Origin of the sequence: Mycolicibacterium duvalii (genome assembly GCF_010726645.1) — a bacterium.
In the GTDB taxonomy this organism is placed as follows: domain Bacteria; phylum Actinomycetota; class Actinomycetes; order Mycobacteriales; family Mycobacteriaceae; genus Mycobacterium; species Mycobacterium duvalii.
In genome coordinates, this window is the sequence record NZ_AP022563.1 from 5,271,568 (window position 1) to 5,292,164 (window position 20,597).

A 20,597-nucleotide genomic window follows, 5' to 3' on the forward strand; every position below is an offset into this window, starting at 1 on the left:
GTCAGGCCGCACGGCGCAGGTTCGCCGCGCGGATACCGGACGCCCGCAACTCCAGCGCCGCCAACCCGCGGATGGCGGTCTGATCCTGCTCCCGCCAGGCCCCCACCGGATCCGGGCTGATCGCGGCCAGCTTCGGCAGCGGCCGGTTGGCCAGTGCCCGCAACGCCAACAACTGCTCACCCGCCAGCGTCGAAGCCAGCGTCACCGCCGTCCACTTGCGCCGGAAATAGCGGATGCGCAGGAAGAGCCACGGCATCATCAGCGCCAGCACCGGCGGGGCCGCCACCGCCAGTGCCAGCAGCCACGCCAGCCATCCGGCGGTCACCCCCAGCGACTGCCCGGCGCCGGCGATCTCACGGGCCGCGTCCCCGGCGGCGCCCAGCGGCCGGGCGAGGGCATCGCCGATCAGTGGCACGTCGTCGGCGCTGTTGCCGGCGTCGTCCAGGTTGCCCGCCACGCCGTTCGCGCCGCTTTCCACCCGGAACCCGAAGTCGGCGATCGTGTCCACCGCCGAGTGCACGGCCATCCCGACGAACACCCACACCGTCGTCCACAACACCACCACGATGTCACTGACCAGTTGCGACACCAGCCTGGCCGGCGTCGACGCGTACGGAACCCACCTCGATCTCATGTCCTCGATCACAGCACACCGGCCCGCTCGGACGGCCCCGTTAGGCTGGCCGGATGCGCCCCGATCTGTCCGACTACCAACACGTGGCCAGCGGCAAGGTTCGAGAGCTCTACCGCATCGACGACGGACATCTGCTGTTCATCGCGTCCGACCGTATCTCGGCCTACGACCACATCCTCGAATCCGAGATTCCGGACAAGGGCCGCATCCTGACGGCGATGAGCGTGTTCTTCTTCGACCTGCTCGGGACCCCCAACCATCTGGCCGGTCCGCCCGACGACGAACGCATCCCGGCTGACCTGCTCGGCCGCGCTTTGGTCGTGGAGCAGTTGGAGATGCTTCCGGTCGAGGCGGTGGCGCGCGGCTACCTCACCGGCTCGGGTCTGCTCGACTACGAGAAGACCGGCAGGGTCTGCGGTATCGAGCTACCGACCGGACTGGTCGAGGCCAGCAGGTTCGCCGAACCGATTTTCACCCCGGCCACCAAGGCGGACCTGGGTGAGCACGACGTCAACATCTCCTTCGACGACGTGGTCGACCTCGTCGGAGCGCACCGTGCCCAGCAGTTGCGTGAGCGCACGCTGCAGATCTATGCCAAGGGTGCCGGGCATGCGTTGAGCAAGGGCATCATCGTCGCCGATACCAAGTTCGAATTCGGTCTCGACGCGTATGGCGAACTGAAGCTCGCCGACGAGGTGTTCACGCCCGACTCGTCCCGGTACTGGCCCGCCGACGACTACACCGAAGGGGTCGTGCAGAACAGCTTCGACAAGCAATTCGTCCGCAACTGGTTGACCGGCCCGGATTCCGGTTGGGACCGGTCCGGTGAAAAGCCTCCACCACCTCTGCCCGCTGACATCGTCGCGGCTACCCGGGATCGCTATATCGAGGCCTACGAACGCATCTCCGGACGACGGTTCGACGACTGGATCGGAGATCCCGCATGAAGGCCCCTGTAGCCAAACGGATCGGCCACCGCCGCGAACACCACGGTGACGTCTTCGTCGACCACTATGAGTGGCTGCGCGAGAAGACCAGCCAGGACGTGGTGAACTACCTGGAGGCCGAGAACGCCTACACCGAGCATGTGACGGCCGATCTGGCGCCGCTGCGACAGCAGATCTTCGATGAGATCAAGGCCCGCACCAAGGAGACCGATCTGTCGGTGCCTACCCGCCGGGGCGACTGGTGGTACTACGGCCGCAGCTTCGCCGGCAAACAGTACGGGGTGCAATGCCGTTGCCCGGTCGAGGATCCCGACGACTGGACACCACCGCAGCTCGACGAGGACACCGAGATCCCCGGCGAGCAGATCCTGCTCGACGAGAACGTCGAGGCCGAAGGACACGACTTCTTCTCCCTCGGTGCGGCCAGCGTCAGCGTCGACGGCAACATCCTGGCCTACTCGGTCGACGTCAAGGGCGACGAACGCTACACCCTGCGCTTCAAGGATCTGCGTACCGGGCAGCGGTATCCCGACGAGATCGCCGGAATCGGGGCCGGCGTGACGTGGGCTGCCGACAACGCGACCGTCTACTACGTCACCGTCGACGACGCGTGGCGCCCTGACACCGTCTGGCGACATCGTCTGGGCGCCCAGGACTCCGACGAACGGGTCTACCACGAACCCGACGAGCGATTCTGGGTCGGGGTGGGCCGCACCCGCAGCAACAAGTACATCATCATCGCCGCCGGCAGCGCGGTGACCTCGGAGCTGCGCTACGGCCCTGCCGAGGACCCGCAGGCGACGTTCCAAACCATCTGGCAGCGAAGGGAATCCGTCGAGTACGCGGTCGAACATGCGGTGGTCGGCGGGCAGGATCGGTTCCTCATCCTGCACAACGACGGTGCCGAAAACTTCACGCTGGTCGACGCACCCGTCGACGACCCCACCGCCCACCGGACGCTGATCGAACACCGCGATGATGTCCGCTTGGACTCGGTGGACGCATTCGACGGCCACCTGGTGGTCAGCTTCCGCAGCGAGGCACTGCCGCGCATCGCGCTCTGGCCGGTCGACGGTGCGGGCTACGGCACGATGCGCAACATCACGTTCGACTCGGAACTGATGTCGGTGGGTCTGTCGGCCAATCCGAACTGGAGCGCACCCAAGCTGCGCATCGGTGCGACGTCGTTCGTCACACCAGTGCGCATCTACGACCTCGACCTGGCTACCGGGGAGCGCACCCTGCTGCGGGAACAACCCGTGCTGGGCGACTACAGTCCGCACGACTACATCGAGCGCCGGGACTGGGCGATCGCCGAAGACGGCGCACGCGTTCCGATCTCGATCGTGCACCGTGCCGACATGCAGGCGCCTGCGCCGATGTTGCTCTACGGGTACGGCGCCTACGAATCGTGCGAGGACCCGCGGTTCTCCATCGCCCGGCTCTCGCTGCTCGACCGCGGCATGGTCTTCGCCGTCGCCCACGTCCGCGGCGGCGGAGAACTCGGCCGGCCATGGTACGAGCACGGCAAGCTGCTCGAGAAGCGCAACAGCTTCACCGACTTCATCGCCGTGGGAAGGCATCTCGTCGATACCGGGGTCACCCGGCCCGACAGGCTGGCCGCCTACGGCGGTAGCGCCGGCGGGCTGCTGGTCGGTGCGGTCACCAACATGGCACCCGACCTGTTCGCCGGGGTGCTCGCGGCGGTGCCGTTCGTCGACCCGCTCACGACCATCCTGGATCCGTCACTGCCGCTGACGGTCACCGAGTGGGACGAGTGGGGCAACCCGCTCGACGACCCCGAGGTCTACCGCTACATGAAGTCCTACTCGCCGTACGAGAACGTCGACACTCGCGACTATCCCGCGATTCTGGCGATGACGTCGCTCAACGATACCCGCGTGTACTACGTCGAGCCGGCGAAATGGGTTGCCGCACTGCGGCATGTGCAGCAGAGCCCGGACGATGGCGCCAAGGTATTGCTCAAGACCGAGATGAACGCCGGGCACGGCGGAATTAGCGGCCGCTACGAGCGGTGGAAGGAAACCGCCTTCCAGTACGCCTGGCTGCTCGACGTGACCAAGGCCGATTCCGGCGACGGCTAGTCCGATGGCCAGAGACAGTTACCACCACGGCGATCTGAAGGCCGTGATCCTGGCGCGGGCGGCGACGTTGGTCGCCGAGCGCGGGGCAGACGGCGTTTCCTTGCGCGAACTGGCCCGTGCGGCAGGTGTTTCGCATGCCGCACCGGCGCACCATTTCACCGATCGCCGCGGATTGTTCACCGCGCTGGCCGCGCAGGGCTGGCGGATGCTCGCCGCGGCGCTGGCCGCCGCGCGACCGGAATTCAGCGCCGCAGCCTTAGCTTACGTAGGCTTCGCGACCGCCAATCCCGGACACTATGCGGTGATGTTCAACCGTTCCCTGGTCAATCCCGATGACCCTGAGCTGCTCGAAGCGCGTGCCGCCGCCGGCATCGAGCTCTCCGCTGGGGTTGCGACGCTGGACGACCCCCGCGCCGCCGACGACCCGCAAGCCGCGGGTCTGGCCGCGTGGTCGCTGGTACACGGCTTCGTGATGCTCTACCTCAACGGTGTGGTCGGCGGGGATGCCGACCCGGTGGACACTGCGCGGCGCGTCGCCCGGATGCTGTTCACCGAACCGGGCGCCCGGTAGCGTTCGGTGCCATGACCGATACCGCGCTGACCGACATCCCGCTGACCACCCTCGACGGCAACGCCACCACGTTGGCCGAGCTGGCCCCCGGCGGTGCGGCGCTGGTGGTCAACGTGGCCTCCAAGTGTGGACTGACGCCGCAGTACTCGGCGCTCGAACAACTCGCCAAGGATTACCGCGACCGCGGACTGACGGTGATCGGCGTGCCGTGCAACCAGTTCATGGGACAGGAGCCCGGCACCGCCGAAGAGATCCAGACGTTCTGTTCCACCAGCTACGGGGTGACGTTCCCGCTGCTGGCCAAGACCGACGTCAACGGCGCCGACCGCCACCCCCTCTACACGCAGCTCACCGAGACCGCCGACGACAGCGGTCAGGCCGGCGACGTGCAGTGGAACTTCGAGAAGTTCCTCGTCGCCCCCGACGGCACCGTAGCCAAGCGATTTCGCCCGCGCACCGAACCCGACACCCCCGAGGTGATCTCGGCCATCGAAGCCGTCCTGCCCCGTTAGCCGACGTACACCTGCGGGCGTCGTGTCCGTCACCTCGGCGACACTTGCGGCTGCGACACTGCCGGTGTGCCAGGACAACTGATCGTCTCGATCTCGGGTATCGACAACCGCACGCTCGACGAGGTCAGCGCGTTCCGGGGTCTGCTGGCCGGTCGCGGAGTCCCCGCATCGCTTCTGGTGGCGCCGCGCCGGAAGAACGGCTATCGCCTCGACCACGACCCACGCACCGTCGACTGGCTGACCCACCGTCGCGGGGACGGCGACGCGATCGTGCTGCACGGCTTCGAGGGCGCGGCGACTTCGCCTGCGCACGAAGCGAACCTGCGTCTGATGGCCGCCGACCGGGTGCTCGACCACCTGGGGCTGCGTACCCGTCTGTTCGCCGGGCCCAAGTGGAACAGCTCCGACGGGACTGCGACCGCATTGCGTCGCAACGGGTTCCGTCTCTCGGCGGGGCTGCACGAGGTGGTCGACCTGGTCCGAGGGCAGGCGGTGCGGGCCAGGGTGCTCGGCATCGGCGAAGGATTCCTGGCCGAGCCCTGGTGGTGTCGCACGCTGGTGCTGGCCGCCGAACGCACGGCACGGCGGCGCGGTGTCGTCCGGGTCGCGGTGGCCGCCCGCCACCTGCGGCGGCCAGGACCCCGGCAGGCGATGCTCGACGCGGTCGACCTGGCACTGATGCACGGCTGCACCCCCACCGTGTACCGGTGGCGGGACCGGCCTGAGCTGACGGCTGCCGCGTAGGGGTCTGCCGCGGGAATCGGGACTACATTGGCGGGATGGCGGATGCTGATGTCATCGTGGTCGGTGCTGGTCTGGCGGGTCTGGTCGCAGCGTGCGAGCTCGCCGACCGGGGCCGCAGCGTCCTGATCGTCGATCAGGAGAACGCTGCGAACATCGGCGGTCAGGCCTACTGGTCGTTCGGCGGCCTGTTCTTCGTCGACAGTCCCGAGCAACGTCGTCTGGGCATCCGAGACAGCCACGAGCTGGCGCTGCAGGATTGGTTGGGCACCGCCGGATTCGATCGGGCCGAAGACCACTGGCCGCGGCAATGGGCCCAGGCCTATGTCGACTTCGCCGCCGGGGAGAAGCGACGCTGGCTGCGCGACCGCGGGCTGCAGACCTTCGCGCTGGTCGGCTGGGCCGAGCGCGGGGGGTACGACGCGCGCGGGCACGGCAACTCGGTGCCGCGGTTTCACATCACCTGGGGCACCGGGCCCGCGCTGGTCGACATCTTCGCGCGGCGCCTGTCGGGCCGGCCGGGGGTGCGGTTCGCGCACCGGCACCGCGTCGACGAGCTGCTCACCGAGAACGGCGCGGTCGTCGGGGTCCGCGGTGCGGTGCTGCAGCCCAGTGCCGAGCCCCGTGGTGTCGCGTCCTCGCGCGAGGTGGCCGGCGACTTCGAGCTGCGCGCGCAGGCGGTGATCGTGGCCAGCGGCGGCATCGGCGGCAACCACGACCTGGTCCGCAAGAACTGGCCGGCCCGGATGGGACGCGTGCCCGAGCAGTTGCTCAGCGGCGTGCCCGCGCACGTCGACGGCCGTATGTTGGGGATCTCCGAGGCCGCGGGCGCGCACGTCATCAACAGCGACCGGATGTGGCACTACACCGAGGGCATCACCAACTACGACCCGATCTGGCCGCGGCACGGCATCCGGATCCTGCCGGGTCCGTCGTCGCTGTGGCTCGACGCCAACGGCAAGCGCCTGCCCGCACCGCTGTACCCCGGCTTCGACACGCTCGGCACTCTGGAGTACATCGCGCGGACCGGGCATGACTACACCTGGTTCGTGTTGAACAAGCGGATCATCGACAAGGAGTTCGGGCTGTCGGGGCAGGAACAGAACCCCGACCTGACCGGCCGCAGTCTTCGCGGGGTGCTCGACCGGTCCCGCAACGGCCCCGCACCGGTGCACGCGTTCGTCGACAGGGGCGTCGACTTCGTCAGCGCGAACACTCTGCGCGACCTGGTGACCGCGATGAACGCCGTTCCCGACACCGAACCCGTGGACTACGCCGTCGTCGAAGCCGAGGTGACCGCCCGCGACCGCGAGGTGGTCAACCGGTTCACCAAGGACAGCCAAATCACCGCGGTCCGCGCGGCCCGCAACTACCTGCCCGACCGCATCAGCCGGGTGGTCGCGCCGCACCGGCTCACCGAGCCGAAGGCCGGCCCGCTCATCGCTGTCAAGTTGCACATCTTGACCCGAAAGTCGTTGGGCGGCTTGGAAACCGATCTCGACTCCCGGGCGCTGCGGGCCGACGGTTCGGTGCTGCCCGGTCTGTACGCCGCCGGCGAGGCCGCCGGGTTCGGCGGGGGCGGCCTGCACGGCTACCGCTCACTGGAGGGGACATTCCTCGGCGGGTGCGTGTTCTCGGGACGCGCGGCCGGGCGGGCGGCGGCCCGCGACGTGGGCTGAGCTCAGAAACCGGTCGCCGACTCCGGTTCGAGCACCTGGAAGTCGGTGTCGGTCATCTCGGTCAGCCGGCCGTAGAAGATCGGCCGGGCGGCCTCGGCGATGATGCCCTGGTGGATCGGCACCGCGTGGGCCGGGGCCACCGCACGCAGATAGTCCACCGCCTCGGAGATCTTGAGCCACGGCGCGGCGGCCGGGGTGGCCAGCACGTCCACCGGTTCGCCGGGGACGAACAACGCGTCGCCCGGGTGCATCAGCTTCGCCGGGTGCCGGCCGTCGCCGATCAGATACGAGATATTGTCGATCTCGGGGAGTTCCGGGTGGATCACGGCGTGCCGACCGCCCGCACCGCGCACGGTCAGGTGCCCGATGGACAGTTCGTCACCGACGTGGACCGCCTGCCACGGTCGGCCGAGCTGCGCCGCGGTCTGCGGATCGGCGTACAAGGCCGCCTGCGGATTCGCCTCGACCAGGGCGGGCAGCCGCTGCGGGTCGGCGTGATCGGGGTGTTGATGGGTGATCAGGATCGCGGACAGACCGGTGATCCCCTCGAAGCCGTGACTGAAGATCCCGGGGTCGAACAGCACGGTCGTGCCAGGGTCAGTGCCGGCGCCCGATTCGCCGGGAAAGCTCGCCAGCAGGCAGGAGTGGCCGAAGTGAGTGAGCTGCATGATCGCATTGTCGCGCAGGTAGAGTGTCGCCGTGGCAACAGTGGTGGTACACGTCATGCCGAAGGCCGAGATTCTGGATCCGCAGGGGCAGGCGATCGTCGGCGCGCTCACGCGGCTGGGTTTCGACGGCATCTCAGATGTCCGGCAGGGCAAGCGCTTTGAGCTTGAAGTCGACGGTGATCTCAGCGATGACCAGCTGGCCGAGATCGCGGAGTCGCTGCTGGCGAACACGGTGATCGAAGACTGGACCATCACCCGCGAGGGGGGCGACGCGTGAGCGCTCGCGTGGGCGTCATCACATTTCCGGGGACGCTGGACGACATCGACGCCGCCCGCGCGGTACGGCTGGCCGGTGGCGAGGCGGTGAGCCTCTGGCACGCCGACGCCGACCTCAAAGGGGTCGACGCGGTCGTGGTTCCGGGCGGATTCTCCTACGGCGACTATCTGCGCGCCGGGGCCATCGCGAAGTTCGCACCGGTGATGGGCGAGGTGGTCGCCGCCGCGCAACGCGGCATGCCGGTGCTCGGGATCTGCAACGGTTTCCAGGTGCTCTGCGAGGCCGGCCTGCTGCCGGGCGCGCTGACCCGCAACGTCGGGCTGCACTTCATCTGCCGCGACACCTGGCTGGAGGTGGCCGCCAACACGACGGCGTGGACGTCGCGCTACGAGCAGGGTGCCGACCTGCTGGTGCCGCTGAAGTCCGGTGAGGGCCGCTACGTCGCCGACGAGCGCGTGCTCGACGAACTGGAGGGCGAGGGCCGGGTGGTGTTCCGCTACCGGGAGAACCTCAACGGCTCGATGCGCGACATCGCCGGGATCAGCTCGGCCAACGGGCGCGTCGTCGGGCTGATGCCGCACCCCGAGCATGCCACCGAGCCGCTGACCGGTCCGTCCGACGACGGCCTGGGCATCTTCTACTCGGCGCTGGACGCAGTTTTGGTGTCCTGACCCCTCCGGCGCCGCTGTTAGGTTTCCTGTGTGCTGGTTGATCCGGATGTGCTGCGGGCATTTGCCGCTCAGGTGGAGGCTGCCGCGGGCGCGCTGAACGGTCTGGACGTCGGACACACCGCCACCACGGCGGCCGACGGGCTGCCGGGTTCGTCGACGCAGTGGGCGACCCGGCAGGTGGGCGAGCGGCTGGGCAGGATCGCAGCGGATCTGCTCGGCGACATCTTCGCCATGGGTGACGCAGTGCGCGGCGCGGGGGACCGGTACGAGGTGACCGACGAGAGCCTGGCAGGCCAGTTCACGAAGTTGTTCTGACATGCTGCCCACCCGTTCTCGGCTGCAGAGCTGGAACCCTGAGTCGTTGGTGCCCGCTGCGGCGGCGATCCAGGCAGCGGGAGCGGCCGTCTACCAGGCCGTCCGAGACCTCGACGACCGGATCGATCGCATGCCCCGCACCGGGGGATGGGAGGGGGCGGCCCACCGCGCTGCCGCCGGCATGTTCAGCCGGGCGACTGACCGATCGTCAGCCTTCAAAACCTACGCCGAAGCGGTTGCATCGGCGCTGTCCGACGGCAGCGGCGCCATCAGCACGGCACGGACTGCCGCGCTCGCCATGGCAGCCCAGATCGACAGCGGACCGTTGAACGTCACCGACCAATGGGTGGTGCTGATCGACCCGGCGGGCATGTCCGCCGAGCGTGTGGCCGAGCTGGAGATATTGGCGCAGATCGCCCAGGGTGAACTGAACCCACTCGTGATAGCCGTGGATCAGGCCGACGACACCACGTCGATGAAGATCGTCACCACCGTGGCCGAGGAGGGCATCAACTCCGACCTCGCCGGGCCTGTTGCGCCCGGCCCGGCCCCGGTCGACGAGGTGCCCAGCCCCGCCACCGCCGAGGGCGAACAGTTCCAGGAGGTCGCCCGCGCCGAGGACATGGCCACCACTGTCCGCGAGATCACCGACACCGAGGACCTCACCGGCAACCGGGTCACGACATACACGATGATGGACGGCAGCACCCAGGTCGCCACCGAGTACATCGATCAGGGGCTGCCGAGCCAGCAGGTCTATCCGCCGGGGACCACGCGGGTCCTGCATACCGACAAGCACGGCAACTGGATCTCGGACACCATGACCACCCCGCTCGACGACGGCGGTGTGAAGACAAGCGTGCACTGGTCCGACGGCACCACTGTCACGATGAGCGAGACGGCCGACGGTGTGCGCACCGGAAGTTGCATCACCGCCGACGGGCGGGAGAGCCCGTTGCCCGACGAGTTCTTCACCGACCCCTTCCCGACGCTGGTCGGGGGCGCGCTGTCAGGTCTGGAAACCAAGGCCGGTCAAGGGATACCGGCCTTGACCGCGGCAGAGCTGGACAAGGTCAAGACCGGCGCCAAGTGGGGTGGGCCGGCGATCGGTGTGGCGACGATGGCCTACAACATGGTCTCCGCGGAGACACTGCACGACGCATGCGTGGCCGGTGTCTCGGGCGTGTACAGCACGGTGGGCGGTATCGCGACGGCAGCGGCGGGTGGTGCATTATTCGGTCCGGTCGGCGCGTTCGTCGGCAGCCTGGGCGGTTCGTGGGCGTTCGGATACGTCGGTTCGGTGGTAGGGGAGGTGTTGTGCCCGAGATGAAACCCAGGACGTCGGTCGCCGCGGTGGCTCTGTTGTTCGGTGGGCTCGGAGTGTTCAGCATCGTCTGGGTTCTCAAGCTCTTCGAGCAGGGCCGCTACCCATCCATGCTGGTGGTCGCGGGATTCGCGGTGTTCGCGTTCGCAGGTCTCGCGATGCGGGTGATCCTGGCGACCGGCAGCGTCCGGCCGAGAATCGAGTATGACTCCACCGGAACGGTTCTGCGGCCGGACCTGAAGGTGGACCGACTGTCCATGACGGGGGCCGTGGTCGCCTTCGCCACCCTGCTGCTCTATGCGGTCGGCGCGGCGGTCGGCGCGGTGGCGCTTCCAGGCGTCGCCGACCAGAAATGGTTCGCGCTGGCCGGTGCCATCGGTGTGGTGATCGGAGTGCCCAGCCTGGCGCGGATCGCCCGCCATCGCGGGATGGGCTACCTGCGGCTCACCCCTGATGGCGTCGAGCACGTCGACCCCTACTCCCGCGTCGAGCGCCGATGGGACGAACTGACCGAGTTGTCGGACCAGCCACGCCAGGAGAACTTTTTGCAGATGGCCGGTAGCACTTATGTGAAGACGGCCGACGGCCGGACGAGGACGCTGACCTCCGACTGGTATACCCCGGGCGGTCTGGCGCTGCGCGAACTGATGCAGTTCTACTGGAAACACCCCGACCATCGGGTCGAGCTCACCGACGGCCGGGCGGCCAGACGACTGGTGGCCCCGGGCTGAGCCGCGCCGCGGCTGATCGGCGATGATGGAAAATTATGTCGGCCACCGCGCAGCAGCTCTGTGAGTTCATCGACGCATCGCCGTCGCCGTTTCATGCCGTCGCCACGGCCGCTGATCGCCTGCGGGCCGCCGGGTTCACCGAACTCTCCGAGAGCGATCCGTGGCCGGGGGCGGGCGACTTCTTTGCGGTCCGTGCCGGCTCGCTGATCGCCTGGCGCGGCGGTGCCGACACCACGGCGCCGTTTCGGATCGTCGGAGCCCACACCGACAGCCCGAACCTGCGGGTCAAGCAACATCCGGACCGGTTCGTGTCGGGATGGCAGGTGGTCGCGCTGCAGCCCTACGGCGGGGCGTGGCTGAATTCGTGGCTGGACCGCGACCTCGGAATCAGTGGGCGGTTGTCGGTCCGCGACGGAAACACGGTCCGGCACATCCTGGTCCGCGTCGACGACCCGGTCCTGCGGGTGCCCCAGCTGGCCATCCACCTCGCCGAGGACCGCAAGGCCGTCGAGCTGAACCCGCAGCGCCACGTCAACGCCGTCTGGGGCGTCGGCAGCGGCAGCCGCTCCTTCCTCGCGTCCGTCGCCGAGCGGGCGGGCGTGGACGCCGACGCGGTGCTCGGGTTCGACCTGATGACCCACGACCTCACGCCGTCGCGGCTGGCCGGTGTCGACAACGAACTGGTCAGCGCCCCGCGGCTGGACAACCAGGCCACCTGCTACGCCGGGCTGGCGGCCTTCCTGGCAGCGGGCGCAGACACCAGGGTCGTACCGGTGCTGGTGCTGTTCGACCACGAGGAGGTCGGCTCGCAGTCCGACCACGGCGCCCAGTCGGATCTGCTGCTGACCGTGCTGGAACGCATCACCCTGGCCGCCGGCGGCGGGCGCGAGGACTTCCTGCGCCGGCTGGCGACGTCGATGGTGGCCTCGGGCGACATGGCCCACGCCACCCACCCGAACTACCCGGACCGTCACGAGCCGGGTCACCTCATCGAGGTCAACGGCGGGCCGGTGCTCAAAGTGCAGCCCAATCTCCGGTACGCGACCGACGGACGCACCGCCGCGGCGTTCGCGCTGGCCTGCGAGCAAGCCGGGGTCCCGCTGCAGCGCTACGAACACCGCGCCGACCTGCCCTGCGGCTCCACCGTCGGGCCGATGACCGCGGCGCGCACCGGCATCCCCACCGTCGACGTCGGCGCCGCGCAGCTCGCCATGCACTCGGCGCGCGAGGTGATGGGCGCGGCCGATGTCGCGGCCTATTCGGCAGCGCTTGCGGCGTTCCTGTCACCGGCCTGATCTAGGGTCGAGCCATGCCGCTGAGAACCGAGATGGTGACCTTCGATTGTGTCGATCCCGACCGCCTCGCCGACTGGTGGGCCACGGCCCTCGGCGGCGACGTGAACGCTGTCGCGCCAGGGGAGTTCGTGATGGTGGTGCGCGACGGCGACCCCAGTCTGGGATTTCAGCGGGTGCCCGATCCGACGCCGGGCAAGAACCGCGTGCACCTGGATTTTCACGCCGAGGACCGGGAAGCTGAGGTGGCACGACTGGTCGAACTGGGCGCGAAGGAAGCCGGTCGGCACAACTTCGGGCCCGAGTTCGAGTGGGTGGTGCTCAATGACCCGGAGGGCAACGCGTTCTGTGTGGCCTGAGTCGCATCGGCATGCTGGCTAAACTGACCCCGTGACGTCTGGGTTGAGCCAACAGGTAGACACCGTGGAGCGGGCGACCGCCACCCCCGACCAGCCCCAGCCGTACCGAGAGCTCGGTCTCAAGGACGACGAGTACGAGCGGATCCGCGAGATCCTCGGGCGCCGACCCACCGATGCCGAGCTGGCGATGTACTCGGTGATGTGGAGCGAGCACTGCTCCTACAAGTCCTCCAAGGTGCACCTGCGCTACTTCGGCGAGACCACCACCGCCAAGATGCGCGAGGCGATGCTGGCCGGCATCGGCGAGAACGCCGGCGTCGTCGACATCGGCGACGGCTGGGCCGCCACCTTCAAGGTGGAGTCGCACAACCACCCGTCCTACATCGAGCCCTACCAGGGCGCGGCAACAGGCGTCGGCGGCATCGTGCGCGACATCATGGCGATGGGTGCGCGCCCGGTCGCGGTGATGGACCAGCTGCGGTTCGGCCCCGCCGACGCCCCCGACACCCGCCGCGTCCTCGACGGCGTGGTGCGCGGCATCGGCGGTTACGGCAACTCGCTGGGTCTGCCCAACATCGGTGGCGAGACGGTGTTCGATCCGTCCTATGCCGGCAACCCGCTGGTCAACGCGCTGTGCGTCGGCGTGCTGCGCAAAGAGGATCTGCACCTGGCGTTCGCGTCAGGCGTCGGGAACAAGATCATCCTGTTCGGTGCGCGCACCGGCCTCGACGGCATCGGCGGGGTGTCGGTGCTGGCGTCGGAGACGTTCGGCGGCGACGAGAGCGGGGCAGGCCGCAAGAAGCTGCCCAGCGTGCAGGTGGGTGACCCGTTCACCGAGAAGGTGCTCATCGAGTGCTGCCTGGAGCTCTACGCGAGTGACCTCGTGGTCGGTATCCAGGACCTCGGTGGTGCCGGACTGTCTTGCGCCACATCGGAACTCGCGTCCGCCGGGGACGGCGGTATGCGGGTGGAACTGGATGCGGTGCCGCTGCGCGCCGCCAACATGACCCCGGCGGAGATCCTGTCGAGCGAGTCGCAGGAACGGATGTGCGCGGTCGTCACCCCCGACAACGTCGACGCGTTCCTGGCGGTGTGCCGTAAGTGGGAGGTGCTGGCCACCGTGATCGGCGAGGTCACCGACACCGGCCGGCTGGAGATCACCTGGCACGGCGAGACGGTCGTCGATGTGCCGCCGCGCACCGTGGCCCACGAAGGCCCGGTCTACGAGCGGCCCGTGCAGCGTCCCGACACCCAGGACGCGCTCAACGCCGACACCTCGGCTGGGCTGAAGCGACCGGTGACCGGCGAGGAACTGCGCATCACGCTGCTGCAGATGTTGGGCAGCCCGCAGCTGTGCAGCCGAGCGTTCATCACCGAGCAGTACGACCGATACGTGCGCGGCAACACGGTGCTGGCCGAGCACGCCGACGGCGGCGTGCTGCGCGTCGACGAGGAGACGGGACGCGGTATCGCGATCTCCACCGACGCGTCGGGCCGTTACACGGCACTGGACCCGTACGCCGGTGCGCAGCTCGCGCTGGCCGAGGCCTACCGCAACGTCGCCGTCACCGGGGCCACTCCCGTCGCGGTGACGAATTGCCTGAACTTCGGGTCCCCGGAGGATCCAGGTGTGATGTGGCAGTTCTCCCAAGCCGTGCGCGGACTGGCCGACGGCGCTGCGGCGCTGGGCATTCCGGTGACCGGCGGCAACGTCAGCTTCTACAACCAGACCGGGGCCACCGCGATCCTGCCGACGCCGGTGGTCGGTGTGCTCGGCGTGATCGACGACGTGAAGCGACGGATCCCGACCGCGCTGGGCACCGAGCCGGGCGAGTCGCTGATCCTGCTCGGCGAGACCCGCGACGAGTTCGACGGGTCGATCTGGGCGCAGGTCACCGCCGATCACCTCGGCGGGATGCCGCCGCAGGTCGACCTGGCGCGAGAACAGCTGCTGGCCGAGGTGCTGACCGCGGCCTCGCGGGACGGCCTGATCTCCGCAGCCCACGACCTCTCCGAGGGCGGACTCGTCCAGGCTGTCGTCGAGGCCGCGCTGGCCGGCGAAACCGGTTGCCGCATCGTCATTCCCGACGTCTTCGCAGACGGCGACGGTCCCTTCGTCTTCTTGTTCAGCGAGTCCGCGGGGCGGGTGCTGGTCGCGGTGCCGCGCACCGAGGAGAGCCGGTTCACCGCGATGTGTGAAGCCCGCGGCCTGCCCGCCACCCGGGTCGGTGTCGTCGACCCCGGCCCGGAGCCCGGCCAGGCGGCTGTCGAGGTGCAGGGGCTGTTCACGGTGACACTCGAGGAGTTGCGGCGCACGTCGGAGGGCGTGCTGCCCGGGTTGTTCGGGTGACCCTATGGGTGTGGCGAATGCTGCGTCTGGACTTCACAGGCGTCGCATTCGGGGCGCTGTTCTTCTGCCTGTCCCTCACACCCTCCCTGCTTCCCCGTGACTGGCTGCTCGGCGGCCTGATCGGCGGAATCACCGCGGCCATCGGCTACGGCATCGGGGTGTTCGCCGGCCGCATGGGGCACAGGTTCGTGCTCGACCGGCGACGGTGGTGGCCACCGCCGAGACGAATCGCCTACGCGCTCAAGACCGTGATCGTGGTCGGCTCCGTCGGTGCGTGTCTGCTGATGGTGATCCCGGCCGCCGGCTGGCAACGTCAGGTCTCGGAGCTGATGGGGGTGCCGGGCCCGAGCACCGCGAGCTACCTGCGCACCCTCGCGTTGGCCGCCGCCGTCGCCGCAGTGTGCGTGGCCGGAACCAGAATTCTCATCGACGCGATCAAGACGATGGCGCGCTTTTTGATCCGGCGGTGGCGGCTGTCGGACGAGCTCGCGCTGTTGATCGGCACCGCGGTCGCGGTGGTGCTCGTCATCAGCCTGGTCAACGGGGTGCTGGTGCGCGGCTTCTTCGCCCTCGCCAACCGCGTCTCCCAACCGCAGAACACCACCACCGCCGAGGGCGTCGTTCAACCGGATGAACGCGAAAGATCCGGCAGCCCTGAATCATTCGCGCAATGGGAGACGCTGGGCTACCAGGGGCGCAGTTTCGTCGCCGGCGGTCCCAGCGCCGCGGAGCTCGAAGAGGTCAACGGTCGCCCGGCCCGTGAGCCGATCCGGGTGTACGCCGGGCTGGAGACGGCTGACACCGAGGAAGCGCGGATGGCGGTGCTGCTGAGCGAACTCGAGCGCACCCGCGCGTTCGAGCGTGAGGTGCTGGTCATCGCGCCGACCACCGGCACAGGATGGATCAACCCGGTTGCGGCCGCGTCGGTCGAGTACCTGTACAACGGCGACACGGCGATCGTCGGCTCCCAGTATTCCTTTCTGCCCAGCTGGGTCTCGTTCCTGGGCGACCGGGAGAAGTCGATGCGCTCGGGCCGGATGATGATCGACGCGGTTGCGCAGCGCTGGGCGCAGTTGCCACCCGAGCGTCGCCCGCGTCTCCTGCTCTACGGCGAGAGTCTGGGGTCGATGGCCGGACAGGGGGCCTTCGAATGGCTGCCCGACATCGCCGGCATGGGGTTCTCCTCGGTGCTGTGGGTCGGCCCGCCCAACGCCAGCCCGCTGTGGCGCGACATCGTCGCGCGCCGAGACCCGGGTACCCCGCAAGTCGAGCCGCGCTACGACGGTGGGCGGACCGTGCGTTTCTCGCAGGGGAACAGCCCCGCGCAGATCGCCGAGGACACCAGGGGGCCGTGGGAGGGCACGCGGGTGTTGTTCCTGCAGCACGCGTCGGACCCGATCGTGTGGTGGTCGCGGGATCTGCTGTTCACCCGGCCCGACTGGCTGGCCGAGCCGCCCGGCCGCGACCGGACCGCATCGATGCGGTGGTATCCGATCATCACGTACTGGCAGGTGGCCGCCGACATTCCCAACGCCGCGTCGGCGCCGGCGGGGCACGGCCACAACTACGGCGACTACATCCTCGACGGCTGGGTCGGGGTGGCACCGCCGCCGGGGTGGACCGCAGCCGATACCGAGCGGATCCGAAATGCGTTGCGCGATCGACTTCCCGACGCGGTGACGTGACCAGAGACGTGCTGCGCGCGCTCGCGCTGTCGGCGACGCTGCTCACCTGGAGCGCGCTGGCCGCGCGGATTCCGGCGCGCTGGCACCCGATCCCACACGCCGCGGTCGGCGCCGCGCTGGCCGCGGCCACGCCCGCCTCGCTGGGGCTGCGGCCACCCCGCCTGTGGGCGGGCCTGCGCTGGGGTGGCGCAGTGTCGGTCCCGCTCGTGCTCGGCATCGCCGCGAGTACCGCCAACCGCAGGGTGCGCAGCGGGATGGCCGAGCGCGATCTTCCGGCGGCGCCCGGACGGTGGTTGCTGCTGCGGATCCCGCTCGGCACGGTGTGGTCCGAGGAGGTCGCCTACCGGGCAGCGCTGGGCAGTGCCGCGAACCGGGCGTTCGGCCCGCGGGCCGGCCGCCTGCTGACAGCGCTGGTGTTCGGCCTGAGCCATGTGCCCGACGCCCGTGCGGCCGGGGAGTCGGTTGCGGGGACGGTGGCACTCACGGGGGCGGCCGGATGGCTGTTCTCCTGGCTGCACACCGAATCGGGCAGCGTGGCCGCTCCGATGCTGACCCATCTGGCCGTCAACGAGGCCGGAGCGGTCGCGGCGCTGGTTGTTGCGCGCCGCCGTTTGAAATCCTGATGCCGTTTGAAATCCTGACGGCGTGGCCTCCCGACGCAGCGCCGACCCGGCGCAGACCCGAGCCGCAGTCGCGGCGGTGTCGGCCTGGCTGCGCGACCCTGCGGCCCCGGCCCCGCAGCGCGCCGAAATGGCCGAGGCGGTACGCACCACGGCCCGGACGCTGAGCGCGACGGTGCCGGGTTCGGCCGTCGAGGTGCGAGTTCCGCCGTTCGTCGCGGTGCAGTGCATCGCAGGTCCGAGACATACCCGGGGGAATCCGCCCAACGTGGTCGAGACCGACCCGCGCACGTGGTTGCTGTTGGCTACCGGGCTGCTGACGGTGGCCGACGCGGCTGCGGCGGGAACGCTGCAGCTGTCGGGATCGCGGGCCGGCGAGATCGCCGCTGCACTGCCGGTGGTCGCGCTGCCCGATTAGGACGTGTTCGATTCTGTCTTCTCCGGTTCGGACCGTAGACTGGGCCCCGTCACCCACCGCCCGCCCCAGGGAGCAGCCTGATTGTGACCGCCGAGCAGTCCGCCGCCGTGGACAACGAACCGAAAGAAGAGTGCGGAGTATTCGGGGTCTGGGCGCCCGGCGAGGAAGTGGCCAAGCTCACTTACTACGGTTTGTATGCGTTGCAGCACAGGGGTCAGGAAGCCGCGGGCATCGCGGTCGCCGACGGTTCCCAGGTGCTGGTCTTCAAAGATCTCGGGCTGGTCAGCCAGGTCTTCGACGAGCAGACACTGGCCGCGATGCCGGGCCATGTCGCCGTCGGGCACTGTCGATACTCCACCACCGGCTCGACCACCTGGGAGAACGCGCAGCCGGTGTTCCGCAACACCGCCGCGGGCACCGGAGTGGCGCTGGGCCACAACGGAAATCTGGTCAACACCGCAGAACTGGCGGCCCGGGCCCGCGACGAGGGTCTGGTGGGCCCGCGGGGTGCGGCGGCCGCCACGACCGACTCCGACATCCTGGGTGCGCTGCTGGCCCACGGCGCCGCCGACTCGTCGGTCGAACAGGCCGCACTGGAGCTGTTGCCCACGGTGCGCGGCGCGTTCTGCCTGACCTTCATGGACGAGAACACGCTCTACGCCGCGCGCGACCCGTACGGGGTGCGCCCACTGTCGCTGGGCCGGCTGGACCGGGGCTGGGTGGTGGCGTCGGAGACCGCCGCACTCGACATCGTCGGGGCGTCCTTTGTCCGCGACATCGAACCGGGCGAGCTGCTGGCGATCGACGCCGACGGTGTGCGCTCCAGCCGCTTCGCGCCGCAGACGCCGAAGGGCTGTGTGTTCGAGTACGTCTACCTGGCTCGCCCCGACAGCACCATCGTCGGTCGATCGGTGCATGGCACCCGCGTCGACATCGGTCGGCGCCTGGCCCGCGAGAAGCCCGTCGAGGCCGACCTGGTGATCGGGGTTCCCGAGTCGGGCACTCCGGCCGCGGTGGGTTACGCGCAGGAGTCCGGGATCCCGTTCGGTCAGGGCCTGATGAAGAACGCCTACGTCGGGCGCACGTTCATCCAGCCCTCGCAGACCATTCGTCAGCTCGGCATCCGGCTCAAACTCAACCCCCTCAAAGAGGTGATCCGCGGTAAGCGGCTGATCGTCGTCGACGACTCGATCGTGCGCGGCAACACCCAGCGGGCGCTGGTGCGGATGTTGCGGGAGGCCGGGGCGGTCGAGGTACACGTGCGCATCGCGTCACCCCCGGTGAAGTGGCCCTGCTTCTACGGCATCGACTTCGCCACCCCGGCCGAGCTGATCGCCAACGCCGCCAACGCCGACGCCGACCCGGCGGAGATGCTGGAAGCCGTGCGCCACGCGATCGGCGCCGACACGCTGGGCTACATCTCCCAGCAGGGCATGATCGCCGCGACCGAGCAGCCCGCGTCGCGGCTGTGCTCGGCCTGCTTCGACGGCAACTACCCGATCGAACTGCCCGGGGAGACTGCGCTGGGCAAGAACGTCGTCGAACACATGCTGGCCACCGCCGCGCGCACCGGGTTGCCGCTGCAGTCCGCCAACGACAACGCGTCCGCGCTGCGCAGACCCTAGGTGTGAGCCGGGCTGAACCGTAACCAGCGGCGCCGTCCGCCCGACGCGGCGGTGCCGCCCTCCTGCAACGCCTGCTCGACGGCCTCGCGGTACCCCGTCAAGCCGACGGGCGGAGGCGGGATCACGTCGTCGATGTCGTGTTCGTGGGCGATCGCGTCGCATTCGAGGGACTCGACGAGCGGTCGGGCCAGGCCGGCGGGGATGGGGGTGACCAGTCCCACCCACAGACTGGCGATCGTGGGCGTCAGGAACGGCAGCACAACCATCACCCGGCGGGACAGCCCGGCGATCTCGGCGTAGATCTGCATGGCGTCGCCGTACTCCATGACATCCGGACCGCCGACATCCCAGGTGCGGGACCGGGACACCGGGGCTGTCGCCGCTTCGGCGAGGTAGTGCAGCACATCGTCGATGGAGATCGGCTGAATCTTGTTGTGCACCCACTTCGGTGTCGTCATCAGCGGCAGCCGATCGGTCAGGTGCCGGACCATCTCGAAAGAGGCCGAGCCGGACCCGATCACGATGCCGGCCTGCAACACCACCGTCTCCACGCCAGAGTCGAGCAGGATCTCGCCGACCTCCACCCGGGAGGCCAGATGGCGCGACAGATCTGCACCTTCGGGATGCAGCCCGCCGAGATAGACGATCCGCTTGATCCCGGCCTTCTGCGCGGCGGCGACGACGTTGCGCGCCGACCGGGCCTCCTCGGCGACGAAGTCGCGCGATGTCCCCATCGAGTGCACCAGGTAATAGACGACGTCGACCCCGTCGAACGCCTGGACCAGCGAATCCGGGTCGGTGAGGTCGCCCTGCACCACGTCGACATCGGCGCGCCACGGCGACTTGTCGAGCTTGGCGGGCGTGCGCGCCATCGCGCGCACGGTGAAGCCGCGGTCCAGCAGTTTGGGCACCAGGTGACCTCCGATGTAACCGGTGGCACCGGTCACCAGGCAGGTGGGCTGCTCAGCCGACATGTCTTCCTCCGATCATTGCCCCGTGTTCGGAGCCGGTGCCCACCTGGATTGCCCCAATCCGGCAGTTCGACACCGCCGCGTGGGCGGTAGCCTTGCTCT

At 69.2% G+C, this 20,597-nt stretch carries 21 protein-coding genes; 18 read left to right on the forward strand and 3 right to left on the reverse strand.

From position 1 onward, the window contains the following. Position 1 precedes the first annotated feature (1 nt). Positions 2–634 carry a hypothetical protein gene (locus G6N31_RS25025; protein WP_098001842.1) on the reverse strand — a complete coding sequence of 211 codons (633 nt, stop codon included), beginning with the start codon at positions 632–634 and terminating at the stop codon, positions 2–4. Positions 635–687: 53 nt separating this feature from the next. On the opposite strand from G6N31_RS25025, the gene G6N31_RS25030 reads away from it, so the two are divergent. The 6 genes from G6N31_RS25030 (at position 688) to G6N31_RS25055 (ending at position 7,189) form a co-directional block, all read left to right on the forward strand. Next, on the forward strand, positions 688–1,581 hold the full coding sequence (locus tag G6N31_RS25030) for a phosphoribosylaminoimidazolesuccinocarboxamide synthase (RefSeq protein ID WP_098001820.1): 894 nt from the start codon (positions 688–690) through the stop codon (positions 1,579–1,581). Continuing rightward, complete coding sequence (locus G6N31_RS25035; protein ID WP_098001819.1) at positions 1,578–3,686, forward strand: S9 family peptidase; 2,109 nt, start codon at positions 1,578–1,580, stop codon at positions 3,684–3,686. The genes G6N31_RS25030 and G6N31_RS25035 overlap by 4 nt, the downstream gene beginning before the upstream one ends. Before the next feature lie 4 nt (positions 3,687–3,690). Further along, on the forward strand, positions 3,691–4,257 hold the full coding sequence (locus tag G6N31_RS25040) for a TetR/AcrR family transcriptional regulator (protein WP_098001818.1): 567 nt from the start codon (positions 3,691–3,693) through the stop codon (positions 4,255–4,257). Positions 4,258–4,268: 11 nt separating this feature from the next. Next, positions 4,269–4,769, forward strand: coding sequence for a glutathione peroxidase (locus G6N31_RS25045; RefSeq protein ID WP_098001817.1), 501 nt, complete (start codon positions 4,269–4,271; stop codon positions 4,767–4,769). 66 nt (positions 4,770–4,835) lie between these two features. Beyond that, a complete protein-coding gene (locus G6N31_RS25050) occupies positions 4,836–5,513 on the forward strand; it encodes a DUF2334 domain-containing protein (protein WP_098001816.1) in 678 nt (225 codons plus the stop codon). 35 nt (positions 5,514–5,548) lie between these two features. Continuing rightward, on the forward strand, positions 5,549–7,189 hold the full coding sequence (locus tag G6N31_RS25055) for an FAD-binding dehydrogenase (protein WP_098001815.1): 1,641 nt from the start codon (positions 5,549–5,551) through the stop codon (positions 7,187–7,189). A gap of 2 nt (positions 7,190–7,191) precedes the next feature. On the opposite strand, the gene G6N31_RS25060 is transcribed toward G6N31_RS25055, so the two are convergent. Next, entirely contained in the window at positions 7,192–7,857 is a 666-nt protein-coding gene (locus G6N31_RS25060; protein ID WP_098001841.1) for an MBL fold metallo-hydrolase, read from the reverse strand. A 31-nt stretch (positions 7,858–7,888) separates the two neighbouring features. Here G6N31_RS25060 and purS point away from each other — a divergent pair, with 31 nt between their 5' ends. From purS to purF, 12 genes are all read left to right on the forward strand, one after another. Then, positions 7,889–8,134 carry a phosphoribosylformylglycinamidine synthase subunit PurS gene (purS, locus tag G6N31_RS25065; protein WP_098001814.1) on the forward strand — a complete coding sequence of 82 codons (246 nt, stop codon included), beginning with the start codon at positions 7,889–7,891 and terminating at the stop codon, positions 8,132–8,134. Next, positions 8,131–8,805: a phosphoribosylformylglycinamidine synthase subunit PurQ gene (gene purQ / locus G6N31_RS25070; RefSeq protein WP_098001813.1), complete on the forward strand. Its 675-nt coding sequence runs from the start codon at positions 8,131–8,133 to the stop codon at positions 8,803–8,805. Before purS ends, purQ begins: the two co-directional genes overlap by 4 nt. Before the next feature lie 30 nt (positions 8,806–8,835). Beyond that, positions 8,836–9,120 (forward strand): type VII secretion target, encoded by a 285-nt coding sequence (locus tag G6N31_RS25075; RefSeq protein WP_098001812.1) that lies wholly within the window; start codon positions 8,836–8,838, stop codon positions 9,118–9,120. Between the two features lies 1 nt (position 9,121). Beyond that, a complete protein-coding gene (locus G6N31_RS25080) occupies positions 9,122–10,450 on the forward strand; it encodes a hypothetical protein (RefSeq protein WP_098001811.1) in 1,329 nt (442 codons plus the stop codon). Then, the gene (locus G6N31_RS25085; RefSeq protein WP_098001810.1) at positions 10,438–11,175 is read left to right on the forward strand and encodes a hypothetical protein; all 738 of its coding nucleotides are present in this window, start codon (positions 10,438–10,440) and stop codon (positions 11,173–11,175) included. Before G6N31_RS25080 ends, G6N31_RS25085 begins: the two co-directional genes overlap by 13 nt. Before the next feature lie 35 nt (positions 11,176–11,210). After that, a complete protein-coding gene (locus G6N31_RS25090) occupies positions 11,211–12,470 on the forward strand; it encodes a M18 family aminopeptidase (protein ID WP_098001809.1) in 1,260 nt (419 codons plus the stop codon). A gap of 14 nt (positions 12,471–12,484) precedes the next feature. Continuing rightward, positions 12,485–12,826 (forward strand): VOC family protein, encoded by a 342-nt coding sequence (locus tag G6N31_RS25095; RefSeq protein WP_098001808.1) that lies wholly within the window; start codon positions 12,485–12,487, stop codon positions 12,824–12,826. Positions 12,827–12,857: 31 nt separating this feature from the next. Continuing rightward, on the forward strand, positions 12,858–15,176 hold the full coding sequence (gene purL / locus G6N31_RS25100) for a phosphoribosylformylglycinamidine synthase subunit PurL (protein ID WP_098001807.1): 2,319 nt from the start codon (positions 12,858–12,860) through the stop codon (positions 15,174–15,176). A 17-nt stretch (positions 15,177–15,193) separates the two neighbouring features. Beyond that, positions 15,194–16,861, forward strand: a complete 1,668-nt coding sequence (locus G6N31_RS25105) for an alpha/beta hydrolase (protein ID WP_098001806.1) — start codon at positions 15,194–15,196, stop codon at positions 16,859–16,861. Next, entirely contained in the window at positions 16,858–17,484 is a 627-nt protein-coding gene (locus G6N31_RS25110; protein ID WP_098001805.1) for an Rv0804 family intramembrane glutamic endopeptidase, read from the forward strand. The genes G6N31_RS25105 and G6N31_RS25110 overlap by 4 nt, the downstream gene beginning before the upstream one ends. Before the next feature lie 22 nt (positions 17,485–17,506). Then, positions 17,507–17,899, forward strand: coding sequence for a sterol carrier family protein (locus tag G6N31_RS25115; RefSeq protein ID WP_098001804.1), 393 nt, complete (start codon positions 17,507–17,509; stop codon positions 17,897–17,899). A gap of 83 nt (positions 17,900–17,982) precedes the next feature. Continuing rightward, positions 17,983–19,524, forward strand: coding sequence for an amidophosphoribosyltransferase (gene purF, locus G6N31_RS25120; protein WP_098001803.1), 1,542 nt, complete (start codon positions 17,983–17,985; stop codon positions 19,522–19,524). Here the strand turns inward: purF and G6N31_RS25125 are convergent. Further along, positions 19,521–20,498 carry an NAD(P)H-binding protein gene (locus G6N31_RS25125; protein WP_163722377.1) on the reverse strand — a complete coding sequence of 326 codons (978 nt, stop codon included), beginning with the start codon at positions 20,496–20,498 and terminating at the stop codon, positions 19,521–19,523. The genes purF and G6N31_RS25125 overlap by 4 nt on opposite strands. Positions 20,499–20,597: the final 99 nt, after the last annotated feature.